22 protein-coding genes and 1 pseudogene are annotated in these 22,303 nt (G+C 69.5%); 12 read left to right on the forward strand and 11 right to left on the reverse strand.

Annotation, left to right across the window (positions count from 1 at the left end):
* Positions 1-7 precede the first annotated feature (7 nt).
* Positions 8-1,654 (reverse strand): murein biosynthesis integral membrane protein MurJ, encoded by a 1,647-nt coding sequence (murJ, locus tag IE206_RS19220; RefSeq protein ID WP_189963516.1) that lies wholly within the window; start codon positions 1,652-1,654, stop codon positions 8-10.
* Positions 1,651-2,811 (reverse strand): lipid II:glycine glycyltransferase FemX, encoded by a 1,161-nt coding sequence (locus IE206_RS19225; protein WP_189963518.1) that lies wholly within the window; start codon positions 2,809-2,811, stop codon positions 1,651-1,653. Before IE206_RS19225 ends, murJ begins: the two co-directional genes overlap by 4 nt.
* A gap of 179 nt (positions 2,812-2,990) precedes the next feature.
* Here IE206_RS19225 and IE206_RS19230 point away from each other — a divergent pair, with 179 nt between their 5' ends.
* Positions 2,991-4,256: a L,D-transpeptidase gene (locus IE206_RS19230; protein WP_189963520.1), complete on the forward strand. Its 1,266-nt coding sequence runs from the start codon at positions 2,991-2,993 to the stop codon at positions 4,254-4,256.
* A 115-nt stretch (positions 4,257-4,371) separates the two neighbouring features.
* Positions 4,372-5,985: an alpha/beta fold hydrolase gene (locus tag IE206_RS19235; protein WP_189963522.1), complete on the forward strand. Its 1,614-nt coding sequence runs from the start codon at positions 4,372-4,374 to the stop codon at positions 5,983-5,985.
* A 55-nt stretch (positions 5,986-6,040) separates the two neighbouring features.
* Here the strand turns inward: IE206_RS19235 and IE206_RS19240 are convergent, their stop codons facing one another.
* The 8 genes from IE206_RS19240 to pcaDC form a co-directional block, all read right to left on the reverse strand.
* A complete protein-coding gene (locus tag IE206_RS19240) occupies positions 6,041-6,925 on the reverse strand; it encodes an amino acid ABC transporter permease (protein WP_189963524.1) in 885 nt (294 codons plus the stop codon).
* Positions 6,922-7,566, reverse strand: a complete 645-nt coding sequence (locus tag IE206_RS19245) for an amino acid ABC transporter permease (protein WP_189963526.1) — start codon at positions 7,564-7,566, stop codon at positions 6,922-6,924. The genes IE206_RS19240 and IE206_RS19245 overlap by 4 nt, the downstream gene beginning before the upstream one ends.
* 7 nt (positions 7,567-7,573) lie before the next feature.
* A complete protein-coding gene (locus IE206_RS19250) occupies positions 7,574-8,479 on the reverse strand; it encodes a glutamate ABC transporter substrate-binding protein (RefSeq protein ID WP_373300945.1) in 906 nt (301 codons plus the stop codon).
* A gap of 18 nt (positions 8,480-8,497) precedes the next feature.
* On the reverse strand, positions 8,498-9,241 hold the full coding sequence (locus IE206_RS19255; protein ID WP_189963530.1) for an amino acid ABC transporter ATP-binding protein: 744 nt from the start codon (positions 9,239-9,241) through the stop codon (positions 8,498-8,500).
* Between the two features lie 141 nt (positions 9,242-9,382).
* Positions 9,383-9,817, reverse strand: a complete 435-nt coding sequence (locus IE206_RS19260; RefSeq protein ID WP_189963532.1) for a DUF6278 family protein — start codon at positions 9,815-9,817, stop codon at positions 9,383-9,385.
* 82 nt (positions 9,818-9,899) lie between these two features.
* Positions 9,900-10,679, reverse strand: a complete 780-nt coding sequence (locus IE206_RS19265) for an exodeoxyribonuclease III (protein WP_189963534.1) — start codon at positions 10,677-10,679, stop codon at positions 9,900-9,902.
* A gap of 30 nt (positions 10,680-10,709) precedes the next feature.
* Positions 10,710-11,348 carry an MBL fold metallo-hydrolase gene (locus IE206_RS19270; RefSeq protein ID WP_373300946.1) on the reverse strand — a complete coding sequence of 213 codons (639 nt, stop codon included), beginning with the start codon at positions 11,346-11,348 and terminating at the stop codon, positions 10,710-10,712.
* A gap of 46 nt (positions 11,349-11,394) precedes the next feature.
* Positions 11,395-12,687: a bifunctional 3-oxoadipate enol-lactonase/4-carboxymuconolactone decarboxylase PcaDC gene (gene pcaDC, locus IE206_RS19275; RefSeq protein ID WP_189963538.1), complete on the reverse strand. Its 1,293-nt coding sequence runs from the start codon at positions 12,685-12,687 to the stop codon at positions 11,395-11,397.
* Between the two features lie 15 nt (positions 12,688-12,702).
* On the opposite strand from pcaDC, the pseudogene IE206_RS19280 reads away from it, so the two are divergent.
* The 10 genes and pseudogenes from IE206_RS19280 to IE206_RS19325 all read left to right on the forward strand — a co-directional run.
* Positions 12,703-13,143, forward strand: a pseudogene (locus IE206_RS19280) (TraM recognition domain-containing protein); the annotation flags it as partial.
* A 42-nt stretch (positions 13,144-13,185) separates the two neighbouring features.
* On the forward strand, positions 13,186-13,674 hold the full coding sequence (locus IE206_RS19285) for a hypothetical protein (RefSeq protein ID WP_189963540.1): 489 nt from the start codon (positions 13,186-13,188) through the stop codon (positions 13,672-13,674).
* Between the two features lie 153 nt (positions 13,675-13,827).
* The gene (locus IE206_RS19290) at positions 13,828-14,898 is read left to right on the forward strand and encodes a hypothetical protein (RefSeq protein ID WP_189963542.1); all 1,071 of its coding nucleotides are present in this window, start codon (positions 13,828-13,830) and stop codon (positions 14,896-14,898) included.
* Positions 14,895-15,659 (forward strand): hypothetical protein, encoded by a 765-nt coding sequence (locus tag IE206_RS19295; protein WP_189963544.1) that lies wholly within the window; start codon positions 14,895-14,897, stop codon positions 15,657-15,659. Before IE206_RS19290 ends, IE206_RS19295 begins: the two co-directional genes overlap by 4 nt.
* Before the next feature lie 438 nt (positions 15,660-16,097).
* Positions 16,098-16,487, forward strand: a complete 390-nt coding sequence (locus IE206_RS19300) for a hypothetical protein (protein ID WP_189963546.1) — start codon at positions 16,098-16,100, stop codon at positions 16,485-16,487.
* A gap of 109 nt (positions 16,488-16,596) precedes the next feature.
* The gene (locus tag IE206_RS19305) at positions 16,597-17,466 is read left to right on the forward strand and encodes an adenine nucleotide alpha hydrolase family protein (protein ID WP_189963547.1); all 870 of its coding nucleotides are present in this window, start codon (positions 16,597-16,599) and stop codon (positions 17,464-17,466) included.
* Positions 17,466-18,731 carry a DNA cytosine methyltransferase gene (locus tag IE206_RS19310; protein ID WP_189963642.1) on the forward strand — a complete coding sequence of 422 codons (1,266 nt, stop codon included), beginning with the start codon at positions 17,466-17,468 and terminating at the stop codon, positions 18,729-18,731. The genes IE206_RS19305 and IE206_RS19310 overlap by 1 nt, the downstream gene beginning before the upstream one ends.
* Positions 18,731-19,849 carry a DnaB-like helicase N-terminal domain-containing protein gene (locus IE206_RS19315; protein ID WP_189963549.1) on the forward strand — a complete coding sequence of 373 codons (1,119 nt, stop codon included), beginning with the start codon at positions 18,731-18,733 and terminating at the stop codon, positions 19,847-19,849. Before IE206_RS19310 ends, IE206_RS19315 begins: the two co-directional genes overlap by 1 nt.
* Before the next feature lie 955 nt (positions 19,850-20,804).
* Positions 20,805-21,287: a winged helix-turn-helix domain-containing protein gene (locus tag IE206_RS43180; protein WP_189963551.1), complete on the forward strand. Its 483-nt coding sequence runs from the start codon at positions 20,805-20,807 to the stop codon at positions 21,285-21,287.
* The gene (locus IE206_RS19325; RefSeq protein ID WP_226599734.1) at positions 21,284-21,859 is read left to right on the forward strand and encodes a transposase; all 576 of its coding nucleotides are present in this window, start codon (positions 21,284-21,286) and stop codon (positions 21,857-21,859) included. Before IE206_RS43180 ends, IE206_RS19325 begins: the two co-directional genes overlap by 4 nt.
* On the opposite strand, the gene IE206_RS43570 is transcribed toward IE206_RS19325, so the two are convergent.
* A complete protein-coding gene (locus IE206_RS43570; protein WP_189963555.1) occupies positions 21,827-22,156 on the reverse strand; it encodes an STAS domain-containing protein in 330 nt (109 codons plus the stop codon). The two genes, IE206_RS19325 and IE206_RS43570, sit on opposite strands and share 33 nt — an antisense overlap.
* Positions 22,157-22,303 lie beyond the last annotated feature (147 nt).

Consider the following 22,303-nt stretch of genomic DNA (forward strand, 5'->3'; position numbering starts at 1 on the left):
TGTCCCGTCACCGGGTTCGGTGGCGGCCGCCGCGGACCTTGGCGATCACGGCGTTGATGTCGGTGAGGCCGAGCGGCCGGGCGAGCAGCGCGAGCGCGACCACGAGCGTCACGGCTCCGGCGCCGGCCGCGGCGACGCTGCCGAGCGGGTCGGCCGCGCGGGCCGCCGCGTAGCCGAGCGCGGCCGCGGGCACGCACCCCAGGAGCAGCCGCAGATGGGCGAGCAGCGCCGGGGAGCGGAGCAGCGGGCCGCCGCCGACCTTGCGGTTCAGGGTGTAGGCGGTGACCGCGAGCCCCGCGAAGAGAGCCACCGTGTAGGCCCCGGCGATCCCGGTCACCGCCCAGCGCGCGGGCAGCACAAGGTAAGCGACGACGGTGAGGCCCGCGTTCACCCCGGCGATGACGAGGTTGAGCAGGAACGGGGTGCGGGTGTCGCCGAGCGCGTAGAAGCCGCGGGACAGGACGTACTGGCCCGACAGCGCGATCAGACCCGGCGCGAACGCCATGAGCATGCCCGCCATCACCGTGATGTCGCCGGCGCCCGTCCTGCCGTACTCGTAGACCGAGCCGAGGATCCAGGGCGCGAGCGCGAACAGCGCGCAGGCCGCGGGGACGATCACCGCGGCACATGTCCGCAGCCCGTACGAGAGGTCCGCGCGCACCGCCGCGAGGTCGCCGTCCGCCGAGGCCCGGCTCATCCGCGGCATCAGCGCGGTGACCAGGGACACGGTGACGATGCCGTGCGGAACCATCCAGAGCACGTACGCATTGGTGTACGCGGTGTATCCCGCTCCCCCGCCGACGCCCTCCGCCACGGCTTCGGCTCCCGCGGTGGTGGCGAGCCGGGTCACCACCCAGTACGCGAGCTGGTTGGAGACGACGAGCAGCACCGCCCAGCCCGCCGACCTCAGCGGCCGGCCGAGCCCGCTGCCGCGCCAGTCGAACCGGGGCCGCCAGCGGAACCCGGCCGAGCGCAGCGAGGGGATCAGGGCGATGGCCTGGACGGCGATGCCGGCCGTGGTGCCCCAGCCGAGCAGCCGGGCGTCCCCCGCGCTCAGCGTGCCCCCGCCGGTGGCGGCCAGGGCGAGGTAGAGCCCGAACACCCCTATGACGACGAGGTTGTTGAGCACCGGCGTCCACATCATGGCGCCGAACCGGCCGCGTGCGTTGAGGACCTGGCCGAACAGGGTGAACAGGCCGTAGAAGAGGATCTGCGGCAGGCAGTAGCGGGCAAGGGCGGTCGTGAGGTCGGCCTGGGCGCCGGTGTAGTCGGTGTAGGCACCGACGATCAAGGGCGCGGCGAACACCGCGAGCGCGGTGACGACGACCAGCGCGGTGGTGCAGGCGGTCATCAGCCGGTCGGTGTAGGCCGCGCCCCCGTCGGCGTGCTCCTTGGCGGCGCGCACCAGCTCGGGCACGAAGACCGCGTTGAGGGTGCCGCCGATGAGGAGCATGTAGAGGATGTTGGGCACGTTGTTGGCGACCGCGTAGCCGTCGCCGAGCAGTCCGACGCCGAGCGCGGCCGCGATCACCGCGGAGCGTACGAAGCCGGTCGCGCGCGAGACGATCGAGCCCGCCGCCATCAGCGCGCTGCTGCGCAGCAGGCCGGAGCTCTTGCCGCTCTTGTCCACGGTCTGCGGGGCGGTCGTGGTCATCGGCGGGCCAGGTACGCCTGGAAGGCGCGGTACAGCGCGTTGTTGGTGGTCCCGCCCATGGATGTCTCCCACTCCCCCAGCGTCTCGACGACCTGTCCTCCGGTGCCGAGTTTCCAGCGCAGGAGGCCGAAGGGCCGGTCCCGCGGATCAAGAGTGGAGGGTACCCCGCGCATGTCGTACACCTCGGCGCCGAGCGCATGGGCGTCCTGGATCATCTGCCACTGGAGCGCGTTGCTGGGACGGACCTCGCGGCGGTGGTCGGCGGAGGCACCGGTCTGGTACCAGACCCGGCGGCCCACCGTGATCATGGTGTGCGCGGCGAGCACCTCGCCCTGGTGGACGGCGAGGCAGAGCCGCATCCGGCCGGGCTGTTCGGCGTTCAGGGCCGCGTACTGCTGCTCGTAGTACGCGAGCGAGCGGCCGAGCCGGAATCCGTCGCGCTCCTCGGTGATCCTCAGCAGCCGGTAGAACTCGGGGAGGTCCCGGGCTTCCCCGGCGACGACCTGTACCCCGGCCCGGTCGGCGGCGCGGACGTTGCGCCGCCACTCCTGGTTGAGCCCGGCCCACAGCTCGTCGATGCCGCGGCCGGCCAGGGGCAGCCGGAAGACGTGGCGGGGCTGGGCGTCCGCGTCGCCGTCGTCGTCCCCGCCGCACCTCTTCCAGCCGCGGGTCCGCAGGCGTTCCGCGACGGCGGAGCCGAGCGGGTCGACCTCGGTGGCCAGGACGTCGCCGATCCTGCGGCCGGCTCCGGTGGAGGCCTTCAGGCGAGCGGCGTCCCAGCGGCGGTAGGCGGGGGTCGGTCCGATCCGTACCGCGAAGGCGCCCGCCCGGCGCAGATGGCGCAGCAACGGCTGGAGCCAGCGGTCCATTTCGGGGTCGGCCCAGTCGGCCACCGGGCCTTCCGGAAGGTAGGCGAAGTATTTCCGGGTGCCGGGGAATTGCCGGTAGAGGATCTGGGCGGCCCCGGCCAATTCACCGTTGTCAAGGGACCATCCGACCCTTTCCGAGAACCATTGGTCCTTCACCTCGGCCCACGAGGGACATTGCAGAAAGCTGACGTCGGCGCGTCCCGCGAGAAAGGCGCGGTACTCGACGGCGGTGAGGCCGCGGACCCCGGCATCCTGGTCGCGGTCACCGGTCACCAGCAGTGCGGACACGTCTGTGGCCTCCCAAGTGCGCCCCGTCGTCGGCCCGTCGGGGATGCACAGGATGCTCACAGCGGTCCGTGACCGCCCTGCACTACGAATATGACGGGACCATGACCATGGCGCTGCGGTTCTCGTCACACAACGAATGGAGAGTTTCTCGGCGCGCGCTGCAACCTAAAGTCCAGCTGATGACTCTCACCTACGGAAAAGCATTTGCAACGGAGGTTTTCCAGTTGAGCCGCATACGCCGTCACACCCTGCCCCGCCGACCGGTCCGCCTGGCCGCCATAACCGGAACGGCGGTGCTCGCCGCGGCGCTGACCGCCTGCGGCGGCGGCGATTCCTCGTCCGGTGGCGCGAAGTCCGATCTCAAGTCCGGCAAGAAGACCGAGATTTCGGTGAACCTGACGGGCAAGCAGGCGAAGGCGGGCGAGCCGGTGAAGGTGACGCTCGCCGACGGCAAGCTCCAGAGCGTCACGGTCACCGACGCCAAGGGCGGCAAGCTCGACGGGAAGATATCCGCCGACGGCAGGACGTGGACCTCGGACCGCGTGGCCGCGCCCGGCGCCTCGTACGCGATCGAGGCCAAGGACGACAAGGGCGGCTCCGCGAAGGCCGACTTCGCGACCGCGGCCCCCGAGAAGGAGAACAAGCTGAGCCTGGCGCCCGGCAAGGACTCCACGGTCGGCATCGGCCAGCCGCTCTCGATCGTGTTCGACCACCCGGTGAAGAACAAGGCCGCGGTGGAGAAGCAGCTGAAGGTGACCACCTCGGACAACACCGAGGGTTCCTGGGGGTGGATGGAGGACTACTCCGGCAAGTCGCGCATCGACTGGCGCCCCAAGGACTACTGGAAGCCCGGCACGAAGGTGACCCTGGAGGCCGACCTCAACGGCGTGGACTCGGGCCCCTCGGGCGGCTGGTTCACCAAGGACTACAAGACCGGCTTCACCGTCGGCAAGAACCAGCTCATCAAGGTCGACCTCGACAACCACCGCCTCAAGCTGTTCCGCGACGGCCAGCTGGTGAAGGACATCGCGATGTCGGCGGGCACCCCCGGCGGCGACAAGGCGTCCTGGCGCGGCAAGACCGTCCTCATGGCGAAGGAGGGGACGATCAACATGAACTCGGAGACCGTCGGCCTCGGCAGCTCGTACAACAAGATGGTCGACTATTCGATGCGGCTCACCTGGTCGGGCATGTACGCGCACGCGGCGCCGTGGAACTCCGGCTACTTCGGCTCCGCCAACAAGAGCTCGGGCTGCATCGGCATGAGCGACGGCGACGCCAAGTTCGTGTACGACTCGGTGCAGGTGGGCGACCCGTTCGAGATCACCGGCGACGACGCGAAGGGCACCCAGGCCCTCAACAACGGCTACGGCGAGTGGAATCTGTCGTACGACGCCTGGAAGGCCAAGAGCGCGCTCACGGGCAACACCGGCACCGCCGGTTAACTGACACCCCGTCCAATAATCGTTACCCTCGCGTAACTTACCGACCGGTTACCCCAGGTAAGCCCTCGCGGTTACCGTCGGGGCACTTTGCACCGGCGCGAGCGAGGAGCGATTCATGGCCCCCCACCACCTGTCCGGCCGGCCGTCCAGGACCACGGCCGCGGCCCTCACCGCCGCGGCCCTGTTCGCGGGCGCCGCCTTCGGTCTCGCCCCCGTGGCCGAGGCGGCCCCGGCGAGAGCCGCGAACACCGCCTCGGCGAGCAGTAGCAGCAGCCTGAAGTTCTACGACATCCCCGGCTCCGGCGGGATCACCCTCAAGGGCAATGTGTTCACGCCGGCCGGAGCCGAGGCCGGCGACAGGTACCCACTGATCGTCTTCCCCACCAGCTGGGGCATGCCCCAGATCGAATACCTCGCCCAGGCCCAGAAGCTCGCCGACGCGGGCTACACGGTGGTCAGTTACACCTCGCGGGGCTTCTGGCTCTCGGGCGGCAACATCGAGGTGGCGGGGCCGCCGGACGTCGCCGACGTCTCCTCGGTGATCGACTGGGCGCTCGCCCACACCCCCTCAGACCCCGCGCGGATCGGCATGGGCGGCGTCTCGTACGGCGCGGGCATCAGCCTGCTCGCGGCCGGTCACGACAAGCGGATCAAGGCAGTCGTGGCGATGAGCGGCTGGGCCGACCTCATCCAGTCCATCTACAGCGGCCGCACCCAGCACCTCCAGGCCGCCGCCATGCTGGGCGCCGCGGGCCGGATCACCGGCCGCCCGAGCGCCGAACTGAACCAGATCCTCAAGGAGTTCCTCGGCTCCGACCTGTCCAAGGAACAGGACATGATCGACTGGGGCAGGAAGCGCTCCCCCGCGACCTATCTGGACCAGATCAACAAGAACGGCGCCGCCCTCATGCTGGGCAACGCCTGGGGCGACAGCCTCTTCCCGCCCAACCAGTACGCCGACTTCTTCACGAAGCTGACCGGCCCCAAGCGCCTGGAATTGCGCCCCGGCGACCACGCCACCGCCGAGGCCACCGGCCTGCTCGGGCTGCCCAACGACGTGTGGAGCGACGCCCACCGCTGGTTCGACCACTACCTCAAGGGCGCCGACAACGGCATCGACAAGGAGCAGCCGGTCCAGCTCAAATCCCGTACGGACGGCTCCTACGAGGGCTATCCCAGCTGGCAGGCGGTCGGCACGGCCACGGAGAAGCTGGCGCTGAACGGCACGCAGAAGATCTGGGCGAACGTCGACTCGGGCGCCGACGGCGGGATCATCTTCCTGTCCAGCATCCTGGACCAGTTCGCGAAGCTGCCGCCGATGGCGTCGATTCCGCTGCTTCCGCGCTCGTTCGCGGCGGTGTGGCAGTCCCCGGCGTACGGCGAGGACCGCAGGATCCGGGGAACCGCCAAGCTGCACACCACGCTCACCTCGACCAAGGAGAGCGGCACCCTCGTCGCATACCTCTACGACGTGGGCCCGCTCGGCCTCGGCAAGCTGGTCAGCAACGCCCCCTTCACCTTCCACGGACAGACGCCCGGCAAGCCGTTCCCCGTCGACCTGGAGCTGTTCTCCACGTCGTACGACGTTCCGGCCGGCCATCGTCTGGCACTGGTGGTGGACACCGTCGACCCGCTCTACATCGAGCACAACCCGCTCGGCGCGCAGCTGACCTTCTCCTCGCCCGCGTCAGACCCGTCCAGTCTGACGGTCCCTCTCCGCGAGAAGTGATCACCGGCTGCTGCCGGGCGGGCTCTTGCCCCTCAGCTACTGCTCCCCCAAGGACTCAATGTCCAGGGGGGACCCCCCTCGCCAGCAGCGTCCCTGGTTCAGCCGGTGCGACGTCCACGGCCTCCGTCTTGGGATTGCGCTTCTGTCTCCTGGCCATCCAGGTGGCGAACCAGGAAAGCAGCATGCACATCCCGATGTAGATCGGCGAGATCACCATCACCACGGGGATGAACGGCAAATCGTAGTCGAGATTCGATGCGATGAGTTTCCCCGCGTGCAGGAACTCCTCATAGGTGATCAGGTAGCCGAGCGAGGTGTCCTTCAGGGCGACCACCAGCTGGCTGATGATGGTCGGCAGCATCGCCCGGATCCCCTGCGGGACCAGCACGTACGTCATGACCTGCGTCTTGCGCATGCCGAGTGAGAATGCCGCCTCCTTCTGGCCGCGTTCCACGGAGTTGACGCCGGTTCTGAAGACCTCGGCGAGCACCGAGCCGTTGTAGAGCGTGAGCCCGGCCACCAGGGCGGGCAGCGGCTGCACCTTCAGTGCCACGAAGATGAAGAAGATCATCACGAGGACGGGCATCGCGCGGAAGAACTCGACCAGCAGGGTCGCGATCCAGCGCAGCGGCCGGTGGTCGGAGAGCCGTCCGGTGGCGAGGATCGCGCCGAGCGCGATGGAGAACACCGAGGCGAACGCGAAGGCCCGCAGCGTGTTGCCGAGCCCGCGGAGCAGCAGCTCCTGGATGCCCTTGTACTCGAACGGCGTCCACTTCGCGGAGGTGAACTGGTCGGTGTCGAAGAGGAGATAGACGACCCAGCCGAGCAGGGCGAGGATCAGGGCCGTCGAGATGACTCCGTAGACCAGGTGCCGCTGCTGGGTCCTGGGCCCGGGGATGTCGTAGAGGGCGGTGGATTCCGTGGCCAGTGGCGCGGTCATCGGGCGACTCCCCAGCGCTTTTCGAGGATGTTGAAGACGGCGCTGATGAAGAGGGTGATGATCAGGTAGCCGATCGCGATCCAGACGAAGGTCCAGATGATGTTGTAGCCGAGCTCGCTCAACGTCTTGTACGTGCCGAGGAGTTCGGTGACGCTGAACGCCCCGGCGATCGCGGAGTTCTTCGCGAGTGCGATCAAAGTGGAGCCGACCGGCGGGATCACGGACCGGAAGGCCTGTGGAAGCACCACCGTGGACAGGGTCTGCCCGAAGGTCATCCCGAGGCTTCTGGCCGCCTCGCCCTGCCCCTTGGGCACGGTGTTGATGCCGGAGCGCAGTGCCTCGCAGATGAAGGACGAGGTGTAGCAGCCGAGCGCGATCACCGCGAAGAGCTGGAAGGGCAGCACAAGCCCGAAGCGCGGCAGGCCGAGCAGCACGGCGAAGAACAGCAGCGTCAGCGGGGTGTTGCGCAGCACGGTCACCCACACCGTGCCGAGCACCCGGAACGAGCCGACCGGCGAGACCCGGCAGGACGCCATGACGAAGCCGAGCGCGAGCGCCAGGACCGAGGCGTAGACGGTGAGTTCGACGGTGCCGAGGAAGCCCTTGCCGTACAGCGAGAAGTTCTTGGTGAGTACGTCCATTGCGGCCTCAGCTCGCCGGGTAGCGGTCGATGGGCGGGGCGGGGGCGGCGGGGCGCCCGGACAGGCCGAGCGTCGCGGCGTACGCCTTCTTCCAGTCGCCGTTCTTCTCGTGGGCCTCGATGGCGTCGTCGAGCGCGAACCGCAGCGTGTTGTCGCTCTTGGGCACGCCGATGCCGTACGGCTCCTTGGAGAACGGCTTGCCGACGACCTTGAGTTCGTCGGGCACCTTGGCCGCGTAGCCGCTCAGGATGGTGTCGTCGGTGGTGACCGCGGCGACCTGGAAGGTGAGCAGGTTGTCCACGCACACGGAGTACGTGTCGTAGGCGACCATGTCGACCTTCGGGTAGTCCTTCTGCATCCGCTGGTACGGGGTCGATCCGGCGGCCGAGCAGACCCGCTTGCCGTCGAAGTCCTGGGGTGCGGTGAGGCCGTTCTCGTCCTTGCGGACCAGGAGGCCCTGCCCGGCCATGTAGTACGGGCCCGCGAAGCCGACGAGCTTCTTGCGGTTGGCGTTGATGGTGTAGGTGCCGACGTAGTAGTCGATCTGGCCGTTCTGCAGGGCGGTTTCGCGGTTCGCCGAGGCGATCGTCTTGAACTCGATGGTCTTCGGGTCGAAGCCGAGGGAGGCGGACATCATCTTGGCGATCTCGATGTCGAAGCCGGTGTAGACGCCGGTCGCCGGGTCCTTCTCGCCGAGGTAGGGCTGGTCCTCCTTGGCGCCGACGATCAGGTGGCCGCGGTTCTTCGCCCGCCGCCACACCGGGGACCCGGGGAGGCTGATGTCCTTGGCCACCGTGTAGTGCGGCAGCAGTTCGGCCTTCGGTCCCTTCACCGGCGGGCTGCCCGACTTGCCGCAGCCGGCCACGGCCAGGGCGAGCAACAGGGCGGCGAGCGCGCGTCGTGTGGCCATCATCGTTGCGTACACCCCCGCTCAGTGCTTGAGGATCTTGGAGAGGAAATCCTTGGCCCGGTCGCTCTGCGGGTTGGTGAAGAAGTCGTCGGGGGTGCGGTCCTCGATGATGCGGCCGTCCGCCATGAACACGACGCGGTTGGCGGCGGAGCGGGCGAAGCCCATCTCGTGGGTGACGACGACCATGGTCATGCCGTCGCGGGCGAGCTGCTGCATGACTTCGAGCACCTCGTTGATCATCTCTGGGTCGAGCGCGGAGGTGGGCTCGTCGAAGAGCATGACCTTGGGGTCCATGGCCAGGGCGCGGGCGATGGCCACGCGCTGCTGCTGGCCGCCGGAGAGCTGGGCGGGGAGCTTCTCCGCCTGGGAGGCGAGCCCGACCCGGTCCAGGAGCTCGTGGGAGCGCTTGTCCGCGTCCTCCTTCTTGCGGCCCCGGACCTTGATCTGGGCCAGCGAGACATTGGCGAGGACGGTCTTGTGCGCGAAGAGGTTGAACGACTGGAAGACCATGCCCACTTCGGCACGGAGCTCGGCGAGGCCCTTGCCCTCCTCGGGGAGGGGTCTGCCGTCGATGGCGATCGAACCCGACTCGATCGTCTCAAGCCGGTTCATCGTCCGGCAGAGCGTCGATTTGCCCGAGCCGGACGGGCCGATGACCACCACCACCTCTCCGCGCCCGACGGTGAGGTTGATGCCCTGGAGGACGTGCAGCTTCCCGTAGTGCTTGTTGACGTCACGCAGCTCGATCAACGGATCGACGGCCATACGCTGTCCTGCCCACTCATCGCTGTGTCGAGGTCAGCGCAAACTATCCAGCCTGGTAGAGCACTTCATCTCGACACGCATAAAAGGGGCATAAACCTTATTTTGGCCACATCGGCCGACGGGCGCCGGGAGGGGGGCCGGTCAGGCCTCCGAGGCCTCGGCGTACACCTGGAACAGCTCGGGAGCGCCCGTCGCGGCCCAGGTGAGGCCCGCGTCCACGACGTCGATCTCGCGGCCGGAGGCGAGCCGCACCACCGGCTGGCCGCTGGGCCACACGTCCCAGCTCGCGCCCGGGACGGTGCGCACGATGACGGTGCCCAGATACAGGCCGGCGTCATTGCCGAGCCAGGGCAGCTCCTCCGGGTCCTCTCGCCAGCGCGGGGGCAGCTGGTCGAGGGCCTCCAACGACGTCGGGCTGTCGTCGAGTTCGAGCTTGTTCTCCCAGGCTCTGGTCCGCAGCAGCTCGCACTGCGAGAGCAGCTCCGCGACGCCCTCCGGGTCTTCCCGGACAGCCCCGTAGACCGCCACCCCGGGCGCCGTTGTGTGCCGCTTTCGCCAGTTCTGGAGGAAGTTCATACGATCCAGACTCCCATTCGAGGCTCAGTTGCACTACCAGGCACGCGGGGTGCCACGTCAGCCCCGGGGTGACCCGCGGCCCTCAGACCTCCAGGTCCACCACGACCGGCGCGTGGTCGGAGGCGCCCTTGCCCTTGCGCTCCTCGCGGTCCACATAGCTGTCCTTGACGGCCTTGGCGAACGGCTCGTTCCCGTAGACGAGGTCGATGCGCATGCCCCGGTTCTTGGGGAACGCCAGCTGGCGGTAGTCCCAGTACGTGTAGGGACGGTCGTACTTGAGCGGGCGGGGCACCACGTCGGACAGGCCCGCCTCGCGCAGGGCCGCGAGGGCCGCGCGCTCGGCGGGGGTGACATGGGTGAGGCCCGCGAAGACCGCCGGGTCGAAGACGTCCTCGTCGGTCGGCGCCACGTTGAAGTCGCCGAGGACCGCGAACGGCCGCTTCCCCGCGGCGTCCTCAGCGACGGCCGCCTTCAGGGCCTCGAACCAGGTCAGCTTGTACGCGTAGTGGTCGTGCTCGACCTCGCGGCCGTTGGGCACGTAGACCGACCAGAGGCGGACGCCGCCGCAGGTCGCCGAGATCGCGCGCGGCTCCTCGACCCCCTCGTAGTCGGGGCCGCCGGGCAGGCCGCGCACGACGTCGTCCAGGCCGACGCGGGAGACCAGGGCCACCCCGTTCCACCTGCCGGTGGCATTGACCGCGGACTCGTAGCCGAGCTCGCGCAGCTCGGCGGTGGGGAAGCCCTCGGCGGTGGTCTTGGTCTCCTGGATGCACAGCACGTCCGTGCCGGTGCTCTCCAGCCAGGCCAGCAGGCGGGGCAGCCGGGCGGTGATCGAGTTGACGTTCCAGGTGGCGATGCGCATGGATCCCAACCTACCGCCCGGCTGTGACACTCACAGCTGCGTCGAGTCCCCGGGCGCCAGACGGGCGTGGTCGGCGCCGCCGAGGCCGCCGATCTGAGAGTCGTAGATGGGCCGGGCGAGGTCGGTGAGCAGGGCGTCGTGGATGTCGATGGCGCGGCGCGGCTTGACCTCACGCACGTAGTCGATGACCTCGGAGATCTTGTTCCAGGGGGCCATCACCGGAAGCATGAGGGTGTCCACGGCGTGGTCGGGGACGGTCAGGGCGTCACCGGGGTGGAAGACCGAACCGTCCACCAGGAAGCCGATGTTGGTGATGCGCGGGATGTCGGGGTGGATCACCGCGTGCAGCTCGCCGTGCACCTGGATGTCGAAGCCGGCCGCGCTGAAGGCGTCGCCGTGGCCGACCGTGTGGACGCGGCCGGGAAAGGCCGCCGAGATCTGCTCCGCGACACTGCGCAGGGTCCAGATCTCGGCGGCTCGGTTGGCTTCGAGGCCGGTCCGCAGCCGCTCCTCGTTGAAGTGGTCGAGGTGCTCGTGGGTGACCAGGATCGCGTCGGCACCGAGCGCCGCGTCGCTCTCGCTGAACGTACCCGGGTCGATGACGAGGGTGCGGCCGTCCTTCTCCAGCTGGACGCAGGCATGGGTCTTCTTGGTCAGCTTCAGGTTCATGACCCCCATCCTGCTCCCGGCACCGCGCACGGGCGCGGAATACAGGTCATCCGCGCGGGGTCGTCTCCTCCCGGATGACCGCGCCGGCGACGCGGAACGCGGCGTTCGCCGCGGGAACGCCGCAGTACACGCCGGTCTGGAGCAGCACTTCCTTGATCTCGTCCGGGGTGAGCCCGGTGCGCAGCGCGGCGCGGATGTGGGCCGCGAGGTCGTCCAGGTGGCCGCCCGTGGCGAGCGCGGCGAGAGCCACCGCGGCCCGGGTCCGCCGGTCGAGGCCGTCCCGGGCCCACACCTCGCCCCAGGCGTGGCGGGTGGTGAGCTCGTCGAAGTCGGTGCTGAAGGCGTCGGCGGCGGCCGTCTCGGCGTCCACATGGGCATCGCCCAGGACCTCCCGCCGGATCTTCATCCCGAGCTCGTACGCGTCCGGGGTCACGGCCGGCTCGACGGGGGCGGGCGCCGCCTCCTGGGCCGGAGCCTCGGGCACTGCCGGGGCCACCGGCAGGGGCACGGCGGGCGGCGTCGGAATCGCGGTGAGCCCTGTAGTTGAATCGGGCCCAGCCTGCCAGGCCGTGGAGAAGTGGCGTACGAGGAGATCGGTGACGGCGGCCGGCTGCTCGACCGGGGCCAGATGGGACGCACCCGGCACCACGGCAAGGCCGGCGCCGGGTATGCCCGCGACCAGGGTGCGCGCATCGCCGGGCCCGGTCACCCGGTCTTCGGCGCCGACCAGGGCGAGCGTGGGGGCGGTGATGCGGCCGAGCTCGGCACGGATGTCGAAGGCGGCGAGCGCCTCGCAGGCCGCGATGTAGCAGGCGGGGTCGGTGGTGCGGACCATCTGCACGGCCCACTCCACGATCGCGGGCTGGGCGGCGGCGTAGGCGGCGGTGAACCAGCGCTCGGGCGCGGAGCGGGCCATCGGGTCCATGCCGTTGGCGCGGACGATCACACCGCGCTGGCGGAACTCGTCGGCGGTGCCGAACCGGGGAGAGGCCGCGACCAGGGCCAGCGAGGCGACCCGGTGCGGGTGGCGCAGCGCCAGATCGGCGCCGATCGCGCCGCCGATGGAGCAGCCGGCGTAGCCGAAGCGCTGGACGCCGAGGCCGTCGAGGGTGGCGATCAGCCGGTCGCCGAGCTCGGCTATGGAGTGGGCCGGCTGGGCGGGGGCGCCACCGTGGCCCGGCAGATCGAACCGGACGACCCGCCAGCTGCCCGCCAGCTCGGGTATCTGGCGGTCCCACATGTGCCATGTGGTACCCAGTGAGGGGCCCAGGACCAGGACAGGAGCGTCTTTTGGCCCGTCAGAGCGGTATTGCAGGGTGTTCTTCGGTGTCTCGCTCACCTGCCCGACCCTCTCATCAGTCACCTCCAGTCCTACCGCCAGGGCCAGAAAGTCTGGGGAGACGCGGGCATGGACGCCATGTGGTCCGCCTCCACCATCAAGGTCATCGGCTCCGGAATTGACGACCCCGATTTCGCCGACAAGCTGTCCCGGCTGATCGGCGACCACGACGTCGAGACCACCTCCACCTCGACGTCCGAGTCCGGCAAGTCCACGTCGGTGTCGATGCGGCAGGAGCGCATCCTGCCGGCCGACGCGATCAGGGCCCTGCCCAAGGGGACAGCGCTCGCGTTCGCCACCGGCCTGCGCGCGGCCATGCTCGACCTGCGCCCCTGGTATCTCGAACCCGGCGCCGCCGAACTGTCCGCCGCCTCCGCCCGCGCTTCCAAGGGCATCACCGAGCGCGCCGTCGCCAAGGCCGCCCCGAAGCAGGCCGACTTCGACAAGGCCGCATAGCGGCGCCCGCGCCAGCCAGTACCGCCGGAACCTGGACCACCCATGACATCAGCCAACGCCACGACCATCGAACTCGACCCCGCCACGCACCAGCAGATCGCGCTGCTCTCGCGGGCCTGGAGCATCGCTCCGCACGACGTCATGCGCCTGCTCCTTGCGCACTTCACGCACACACCGGCCCAAGGACCACAGGAGTCGGCAACGCCCACCGGCAGGCCATCGGCGATCCCGGTGTACGCGATCTATGCCCGGACTCGCATCGAAGCACTCTACGATCCGACCACCGCCTGCGTCACCATCCCTGAGGGGCCGGGCGAAGGGATCTACAAGAGCCCGAGCGGTGCCTCGACGGCGGTCCTGCGCGCCCTGCGACCAGACATCAGCCCGGTCCGGGACGGCTGGACGTTCTGGCGCCTCGCCTCCTCCGGTGGGTACCTGCGCACACTGCGCCCCACGGCACGGATCGGCACGTCGCCGGGCACCCCGGCCATGCCGACAGCGCCCGTTCTGCCAGCCATCCCACGCCGCTGACCTCGCCATCCCTGGCACCACCGTCCTCGCCGCCTGAATCGGGCTGCCCCCAGCCGCATCGGCCGCGCCGACCACGGCCGTACGCCCCCGCCTCACGCCCCAGTCACCGGCCCCCGTACCCGCCGACAGACCCAGCCCCTCCCGGAATTGCCCATGACCGACCAACCCCAGTCCCGCGCTGGTGACCGGCTGCGCAGCATCGCCGACGACTTCCTCGCCCTGCGCCGCACGGTGGAGAACAGCAAGCCGGTCGCCGGCGTCCCCGCGTTCGACGAGCTGGCCTCGCGGTACGCCACCGCCCAAGGCATCACCAACACCGCCCTGACCTACCTGCTCACCGCCTCCACCCATCCGCTGGCGTACGGCAGCGCCGCGGGCCATTCGGCTATCGAGTACCTCGGCCACACCGTCCGTCTCGGTACGGACGCCACCGCCCAGCTGGCCTCGGCCATCTCCGTCGCCGCGGAATACCACCGCATCGACGCCCAGCCCGACCCGGCCACCGGCCGCACCCGCCCCCGGCCCTCCGGACGTCGCGACGCTCTCGATGCCCATCTGAAGATCGCGGCCGGCCTCCTGGGAGAGGGATACGTGCGCGCCACGGACGCCGCGGAATTCCCCGACAAGGCCGAGGCACCAGCCCGCCACAAAGCCGAGAAACACCACGCCGACCCGACCCCCGCCACACCTGAAGACCCACGGCAAGCAGCGGCCCTGAGCCCGGCATCTCCGGTGCGGGCGCTGAGCAGCGCACAGCGTGGGGCCCTGCGGATGATCCAGCGCGGGTACGCGCGCCTGCACCAGGACCCGGACGGCAAACACCGCATCGAGACCGGCACCTCCACCCGGATCACCATGGCAACCTTCGAGTCCCTACGCGGCAAGGGCCTCATCGAGGCGGAAGACGGCGGACGCCTGCTCTACTCCGGTCGGCGTCTGCTGCTGACGGGCGCCGGGGAACAAGCCCTTCATGCTCTCGATTCCAGCGCACCCGCCCTGGCTCAGCCCCGCCCCCAGGCCGCGCTGACCACCACCCCCACGGCTGCGGTGAAGCGGGGGGGTGAGCCGATGAGCCCGCACGCACTCGACGACCGGGTCATGGTCTCGCCTCGGTACGTGGCAGGCGCCGACGGCCGGATCGCCGCGTGCTCGGACTCCGGGCCATACCCAACCCGAAAGACGAGCCCCATGCAGCCCTGCCCGATCGCGCGGCGTCGCTCATGACCGAGCCGCCCGCCGAAACCCTGCTCTTCGATGTGCCGCCCCCGCCCACGCCCGTCGAGCGGCTGCTCCACCTGGCCGACCAGTACACCCAGCACAACGACGCACTCGGCCTCCTCCTCCGTGCCACCGACCCGCCCGCCCCGGATGCCCACGCCGTCTGCGCGCAGCGTCTGGCAACCAACACCCGGTCCGCCATCAGGGCGATCCAGGGCGAACGGCTCTACGAGAGCGAGGAGTTGAGCGAGATCGTCATGCGGCTGAAGCAGCTCGCCTTCCTCGCCGGCGCCTCGGCCGACCTCCGCACCGGGCCCGCTCGCGAGCTGACCGCACTGGCCCCGGAAGCCGCCGTCAACTGCGCGATGACGCTGGCCGCCGAGACCCGGCGGCGCCGCTGGGCCACCGCGCCAACCCCCGAGGACCGGCTCAGCCCCGTTCAACGCACAGCCCTGACCGAGATCGCCTGCGGACACGTCGTGGCCAGCAGCTCGCTGGGCCGCGAGTTCACCCGCTCCCGCGAACCCAAGGTGCTGATGAGCACCCTGCGCGCCCTGGAGACGAAGGGCCTGGCCGAGCGAGCGGCGGGCACGGCGCACGCCGCCTACATCGGCGGGCCGCCCCAGGACCGCGTACGCCTCACCTCAGCAGGGATCAACGCCCTCGCCTCGGTCATCGCACTGCCCCCGGCAGGACCGAGCGCCGCACCCGGGACGACGCCCCGCCCTCTTCCCGCCACCGCGCAGGCCACCACCCGAAGCCGCTGACCAGCACAGGAGCCATCCATCCCCACGCCCCCACTCGACCTCCACGAACAAGTGCGCCGCCTACGGCAGTTGGCCCGTGACTTCAAAGCCCTCAAGGCGCGCGTGCGCGACGCCCGGACTACTTCCGCGACGAGCGCGTCCAGCTCACCTCAGCCGGGCGCCGCGGCCTCGCCGCCTCCTTCGCGCGACAACGGCCCACCGCACTCACCACCACACATCCCGCAGCACTCCTGCCCTCAGCCGCCGTAAGCCGCTCCCGCTGAACCCACACCCACCCGGGGAGACCCCACGCCCTCCGACACGCCCACCGCGCACGACATCGCCCTCGCCCTGGCCGCCCAGGTCCACCCCGACGCCACTCCACGCGACGTCGTCGTCCACTTCAGCCTGCACCGCCTGGCCGCCCCGCGTTTTGACCACAGGTCCTCTGGCGGCCCCGTGAACGGCATCGCGCAGTCAGTGCATGCCCGGCTCTACGGCCTGCCCGATGACCCCAGCCCCGTGCCGAACTCCCTCGACGCACTCCTGCAGTTCGCAACCACCGCCGGCGACCGCGACCAGCAGCACGTGGTGCTGCTCCAGCTCGCCGAGCAGCTGCGCAACGCCGCCGAGATCCTCGAATGGGCCCGCAACCACGCCCACTGGCGCCAACTTCCCGCCCCTGCCTGGGAATGGCTGCGATCCGCCACGGACACCGCCCGCCACCTCGCCGACGGCCTCGACGAGATCGGCCCCGCCTTCACCACCCCACCACCCCCATCCCCACCTGCGGCCACGCCGCCACCTCCAGCGCCCGCCGCTCCCCGCGCCGCCCCGACCCGGCACTGACCCCACCCCTTCCCCTACGGCTCCACCCCGCCCATCACAAGGACGCAATATTTCCGCCACCCCCGAATTCACATCAATCTCGCTCGGCGCCGGAATTCAATCCAGCGCCATGCTCGCCCTGTCAGCGAAGGGCATTCTCCCCAGGGTCGACTACGCCATTTTTGCTGACACAGGCTGGGAGCCCAGGGCCGTTTACACTCACCTCGACCGACTGGAACGGGAGATAGCCGAACCGGCAGGCATCCCCGTCCTTCGTGTCACCTCGGGGAACATTCGCAAGGACGCTCTCGACCCTGATCACCGGTTCGCTTCAATGCCGCTCTATATCCTCAATCAGGACGGCAAGCCGGGGATGACCAGGCGTCAATGCACTGGTGAATATAAAATAAAACCGATCAAGAAGAAGGTGCGTGAGCTCCTCGGATTCCCCTATCCTGCACGCATTCCCCGGGGAACCTTTGTGGAGCAGTGGGTCGGCATCTCCACGGATGAATTCCACCGTGCCAAGGATTCCGACGTCCAGTACATGCTCAACCGGCATCCGCTCATCGACATGGGCTGGTCACGCAGCGACTGCATTCGCTATCTGACGTCCCTCGGGCTGGCGGACACTCCGAAATCAAGTTGCCTCGGATGCCCTTTTCACGGTAACGCGCAGTGGAGATCCATCCGGGACGCCTCTCCGGATGAGTGGGCTGATGTGGTGGAGTTCGACGCGGCGATCCGTAAGGGAAACGCGCGCGCCAACGCGACCGGAAAGCGGCTGCTGGGCGAGGCGTTCCTCCACCGCTCGCGGGTTCCTCTCGACCAGGCGCCGATCGACCACGTCACCGCCGCCGAATGGGCAGCTCTGCAGCAGGAACTCGACGACGAGGCGGGCCTGGAGGAGCTGGAGGACGGCGTCATCGACGGCTGTTCCCCGTGGGCATGCCGCGGTGAAGTCGAGCCAATACAGGACGACTTCGGGCTGGCCACTTGATAGTCCTGGATCTATTTGCTGGTCCGGGCGGCTGGAGCCACGCTTTGTCCGTGCTCGGCGTACGCGATGTGGGTCTGGAATGGGATGAGTGGGCCTGCAAAACCCGGGCCGCCGCAGGCCAGTTGACGATCCGGACCGACGTCGCGAGGTATCCGGTCTGGCCGTTCCTCGGGAAGACCACCGGGCTTCTGGCCAGCCCGCCCTGTCAGGCGTGGTCGATGGCCGGCAAGCGCCTCGGGCTCCTCGACCAGCCGCTGGTCCACCAGGCCGTCGCCGACCTCGCCGCCGGCCGCGACACCCGTGCCCAGCTGCTGGCCGCCTGCAAGGACGAGCGGTCGCTGCTTGCCGCCGAGCCGATGCGCTACCTGCACGCCCTGAACCAGCACGGCCAGCCGGAATGGGTCGCGATGGAGGAGGTACCCGACGTGCTGCCGCTGTGGCGCCAGTACGCCGCGATCCTCCGCAGCTGGGGTTTCTCGGTGTGGACCGGGATCCTCAACGCGGCCGATTTCGGAGTGCCGCAGACGAGGCGGCGGGCGATCCTGCTCGCCTCCCGCACTCGCACCGCCGAGCCCCCGCCGCCCACCCACGCCAAACTCGCCGAGCCCGACTCGCTGTTCGGCCCCGGCCGCGAGAAGTGGGTGTCCATGGCCGAGGCCCTCGGCTGGGGCGCCACCGACCGGCCCGTGCCCACCGTGTGCGCCGGAGGCGGCTCCGGCGGCGGCCCGGAACCTTTCCCCTCCGGCGCACGCAAGACGCTGACCGACGCCCGCGACCGCGGTACCTGGAAGCCGCAGAATGCCCCCGCTGAGGTGAAGTCCCGTCGCAAGGATGCTCGTTGGGGCGAGCGAGGTGTGGCTCGGGAGTGCCGGTCAGCCGGTGGGCCGGACCTCGCATGCACCGCCGAGGCGTGCCGGTGGTCGTGGTCGCTGCGCAGCAACAACCAGGCGAACGCAACCGTGCGCCGCGCGGATGAGCCCGCCGGCACGTTGTTCTTCGGTCATCGCGCCAACGAATGCGTCTGGGTCGCCGAACCGGCCGGCAACGTCCTGGTCGAGGACCGTCCGGCACCGGAGTCCATCCGGATCACCGCCCACGAGGCCGGCCTGCTGCAGACCTTCCCCGCCGCCTACCCCTGGGCCGGGAACAAGGGCCAGCAGTTCTCCCAGATCGGCAACGCCGTGCCGCCCCGTCTCGCAGCCCATCTGCTGGCCCCGCACCTCGGCAAAACCCTCAATCCCGACGACTTCACCCTGGCCGCCTGATGCACCACACCCCCGCCCCCTACGAGGACGACGACCTGGACGACCTGCCCCCGCCCCAGCCCGTGCACTACGCCGAGCAAGCCCTGCTCGGCGCGCTCCTCCTCGACCCGCACCGCCGCGCCGACATTGGCCCGCTGGACGCCGCCCACTTCAGCAACCACACCCACGGCGCCCTCTTCGCCGCCATGCACGCCCTACCGGCGCCCGATCCCGAGACCCACCGCACCACCCCGGCCTGGCTGAACAGAGTGCTGGACGCCGCCCGCCCCCAAGCACCGGGGCTGACCCCCTCCTACCTCCACACACTCATCCAGGTCTGCCCCTGGCCCCAGCACGCACCGGCGTACGCGCGGATGATCCGCGCCGATCACGCCCGCCGGATGCTGCACTGGCACGCCGAACGCCTGGCCCACACCGCGTCCGATCCCACCCTGCCCAACCCGGCCACCACCACCCTGGTCCAGGCCGAGACGCTCGGACAGTTCCTGGAGACACTCTCCGGACAGTTCACCCCGCACCCCGGTTCACTGCCACGCACCCCACTGCCTGAGCCTCCCCCGCGAGACAGCGGCGAGGACGCCCTGGACGACGAACGGGCGCTGCTCGCCACAGCGACCGCGCACCCCACCGAGATCAAGGACATGCGGTGGCTCCAGCCCGAGGACTTCGCACTGCCGCTGCACGCCGCGCTGTGGCAGTGCCTGACCTCACTGGTACACCGCGGGGAACCCGTCGATCCTGTCACCGTGCTGTGGGAGGCCCAGCACCGCCATCTCCTCGCCGACGGCCTCACCCCCACCGACCTGATGGCGCTCGTCTCCACCCCCACCGGCTCCCCCGAATACTGGGGGGAGAAAGTCCTTGAGCGCGCCCTGCTCGCCCGCGCCCACCACGTCGCCACCCGCATCATCACCTACACCCAGGACCCGGCCAACACGCCCCACCAGCTGATCACCGGCAGCCGCCGCGCCCTGGCCGACCTGACCTCCCTACGCACCCGCTGGCAGCACACCACCACCCCTCCACCGCAGGCGGGGCGTACACCCCGCACCCCGGCGGCCACCCGAGCCGGACCGCCCCCGCGAACCGCCGCACCCACAGCCCGAGCAACCCGCTGAACCACCCCGCTCCGGCCAGCAGACCGAGCCACCTCACCGATGAAACTCCGGCAGCCCTCTGTTCCACGCCAGATTGCCGTCTAATCAAGCGGTTGCCGATGGGGACTGCACGCAACGCCGTCAGATCCCGTGCACGTCAAGATCTCCAGCAAGCCACGCTCGGTGTCGAGGACAGCGCCAAGACCAACCACGAGGTCGTTGCGGAGCTGGGTGAGCTGATCGTGACCGGCTTCGTCGCGATAGTCGGACCCCTGTCGATCGGGCATGGCAGCATCCTTCTTCCTGGAGGTTCACGGCCTACACAGTTAAGAGGCGCGAAGGGCCGCCAGCGTGAACCCCTGAGGTGAACGCATTTAGGTGTGGTCGCGACCGAGCGCTTCAGGTGGCGGGTGAGTGGCCGAGTTGGTTGTGACCTCGCTTCCGTGACGACTGCGCCAGAAGCAGTCGAACTGGGTAACGTAGCCACGTAACAGCCCTACCCGCGGTGCAGCGCGACCAACAGCCACGCGGCTTACGCCCGTACGCCGCCTGCCACGACCAAGGTGGCGGGCGGCGTACGGACGCGCGGCTGCTGGGTGGCAGGTTGAGGAGCGGGTCCCGCCCTGGGGGAGGGGAGAGCCGGGGGGGGTGGGGCCCGCGCAGGCGTGTTGGGGGTATCGGGTGGCCTGCCTACCCCGGTCGGCAGCGACGCCGTCCGAGGTGTTCCTGGGGGCAGCCTCCCACGTGCACCGCGCGTAGAGCGCCGCGCGGTTCCGGGCAAGCTCACTCGTCCGTCCACCCGTGTTTGCCCGATGCGGAATCCCTTGTGGCTATGCGTCGCCCTGTTACTCGAATCCATCAACGAGGAGACGGTGCACCCCAACTACTGAGTTTTTCGTTAGTTCTGTGGGTGCAGGGGCTGCGGGGGTGTGAGGATGCTGGCCTGTCTTGCGAGTCTGCGTCTGTTGTCTCTGAGGTGTCCGTTCTGCCGCTCACGCGACCGCAGTTGGCCGAGGCCCGTCGTATGCGCGCGGTCGAGTTGTTCGAGCAGGGACGTCCTCAATCCGAGGTCGCACGGATGGTGGGGATGCATCCGGAGAGCGTGCGGCGGTGGAAACGCCTGTGGGAGCAGGGCGGGGCCCAAGCGCTGCGGCGACGGTCGGCCACGGGACGGCCGCCCAAGCTGGATGATGCCCAAGTCGGGGTGGTCCGGGCCGCGTTGGAACAGGGTGCTCAGGCGCACGGGTTCGAGGCGGACTTGTGGACCCTGGAGCGGGCCGGAGTGGTGGTTGAGCGGGTGACCGGGGTGAAGCTGGCGCGAGCGTCGGTGTGGCGGCTGCTGACTGGACGGCTGGGGTGGAGTCTGCAGCGGCCCAGACGCCAGGCCGTCGAGCGGGACGACTCGGAGATCGCCCGATGGGTCGCCCAGGAATGGCCGCGCATCAAAAAGGGGCGGTGAAGAAACGTGCCTGGATCGTGTTCTTCGACGAATCGGGCGTGTCGCTGCTGCCTCAGGTCCGCCGCACCTATGCGCCCCGCGGCCGCACCCCCGTGCTGCGGCACCGGCTGAACTGGAAACGCGCCGGGATGGCCGCTGCGCTGGGCTACCACGCCGCTGACCCCGGGCGTGGCCCGCGGCTGTGCTTCCACCTCAAGCCGGGCAGCTACGACACCGCCTCGTTGATCGAAGTGCTGGAACAGGTCAAATCCTTCTACGCCGGTGAGCCGGTGGTGCTGGTGTGGGACGGGCTGTCCGCGCACTGGAGCCGGGACATGCGGGCCTGGGCGGCGGACCAGGACTGGCTGACACTGGAGCGGCTGCCCGCCTACGCACCCGAACTCAACCCCGTGGAACTACTCTGGTCGGCCATCAAGACCCGCGAGCTCGCCAACCTCGCCGGCGACCACCTGGCCGATGTCGCCGACGCCGCCGAACGCGGCATCCACCGCGTCTGCTCCAACAGCCAACTCCCGTGGTCCTTCCTCACTCACACCGGACTAACCATCCACCCCAAAACACCACAGAACTAACGAAAAACTCAGTAAGCGGAGTATCCGCTGAACGGGCTGGGATACGTGGATCACTCTGCTGCGTCCGCCCACCACGCGAGCGTGACGCTGGTGGACGAGTAGGACAGTGATCCCGGAAGAGTCGATGAAGCTGACCTCTGAGAGGTCGAGTTCCACGCGTCGGTGCAGCAGAGGAGTCAGGGCGGCCCGCAGCCTTGGGGCTGTCTCGATGTCGAGATCTCCCTGCACACGGACGAGGACGGCATCGAGCCCGTCCACGACGGCGAGGTGCAGCGGTTGGTGTGCGGCTGCATCCATCCCTGTGCCTCTCTGAGTACGACATGCTTGTAAGTGTGTACTCAGAGTAGTGATTCCTCGCGAGAGCGACAGGCGGAACCATCTGGGCAGTGGCGGCTGGGACGAACTCAGCTGGAGGACGGTGACGACTCAACGCGGCGAGGAGAG

The sequence above is a fragment of the Streptomyces violascens genome (assembly GCF_014649955.1).
Lineage (GTDB): Bacteria > Actinomycetota > Actinomycetes > Streptomycetales > Streptomycetaceae > Streptomyces > Streptomyces violascens.

Coding starts and splice junctions, on each gene's coding strand:
- murJ (WP_189963516.1), bottom strand. CDS start 1,654: ATGACCACGACCGCCCCGCAGACCGTGGACAAGAGCGGCAAGAGCTCC.
- IE206_RS19230 (WP_189963520.1), top strand. CDS start 2,991: ATGACTCTCACCTACGGAAAAGCATTTGCAACGGAGGTTTTCCAGTTG.
- IE206_RS19235 (WP_189963522.1), top strand. CDS start 4,372: ATGGCCCCCCACCACCTGTCCGGCCGGCCGTCCAGGACCACGGCCGCG.
- IE206_RS19240 (WP_189963524.1), bottom strand. CDS start 6,925: ATGACCGCGCCACTGGCCACGGAATCCACCGCCCTCTACGACATCCCC.
- IE206_RS19245 (WP_189963526.1), bottom strand. CDS start 7,566: ATGGACGTACTCACCAAGAACTTCTCGCTGTACGGCAAGGGCTTCCTC.
- IE206_RS19250 (WP_373300945.1), bottom strand. CDS start 8,479: ATGATGGCCACACGACGCGCGCTCGCCGCCCTGTTGCTCGCCCTGGCC.
- IE206_RS19255 (WP_189963530.1), bottom strand. CDS start 9,241: ATGGCCGTCGATCCGTTGATCGAGCTGCGTGACGTCAACAAGCACTAC.
- IE206_RS19260 (WP_189963532.1), bottom strand. CDS start 9,817: ATGAACTTCCTCCAGAACTGGCGAAAGCGGCACACAACGGCGCCCGGG.
- IE206_RS19265 (WP_189963534.1), bottom strand. CDS start 10,679: ATGCGCATCGCCACCTGGAACGTCAACTCGATCACCGCCCGGCTGCCC.
- IE206_RS19270 (WP_373300946.1), bottom strand. CDS start 11,348: ATGAACCTGAAGCTGACCAAGAAGACCCATGCCTGCGTCCAGCTGGAG.
- IE206_RS19285 (WP_189963540.1), top strand. CDS start 13,186: ATGACATCAGCCAACGCCACGACCATCGAACTCGACCCCGCCACGCAC.
- IE206_RS19290 (WP_189963542.1), top strand. CDS start 13,828: ATGACCGACCAACCCCAGTCCCGCGCTGGTGACCGGCTGCGCAGCATC.
- IE206_RS19295 (WP_189963544.1), top strand. CDS start 14,895: ATGACCGAGCCGCCCGCCGAAACCCTGCTCTTCGATGTGCCGCCCCCG.
- IE206_RS19305 (WP_189963547.1), top strand. CDS start 16,597: ATGCTCGCCCTGTCAGCGAAGGGCATTCTCCCCAGGGTCGACTACGCC.
- IE206_RS19315 (WP_189963549.1), top strand. CDS start 18,731: ATGCACCACACCCCCGCCCCCTACGAGGACGACGACCTGGACGACCTG.
- IE206_RS43570 (WP_189963555.1), bottom strand. CDS start 22,156: ATGGATGCAGCCGCACACCAACCGCTGCACCTCGCCGTCGTGGACGGG.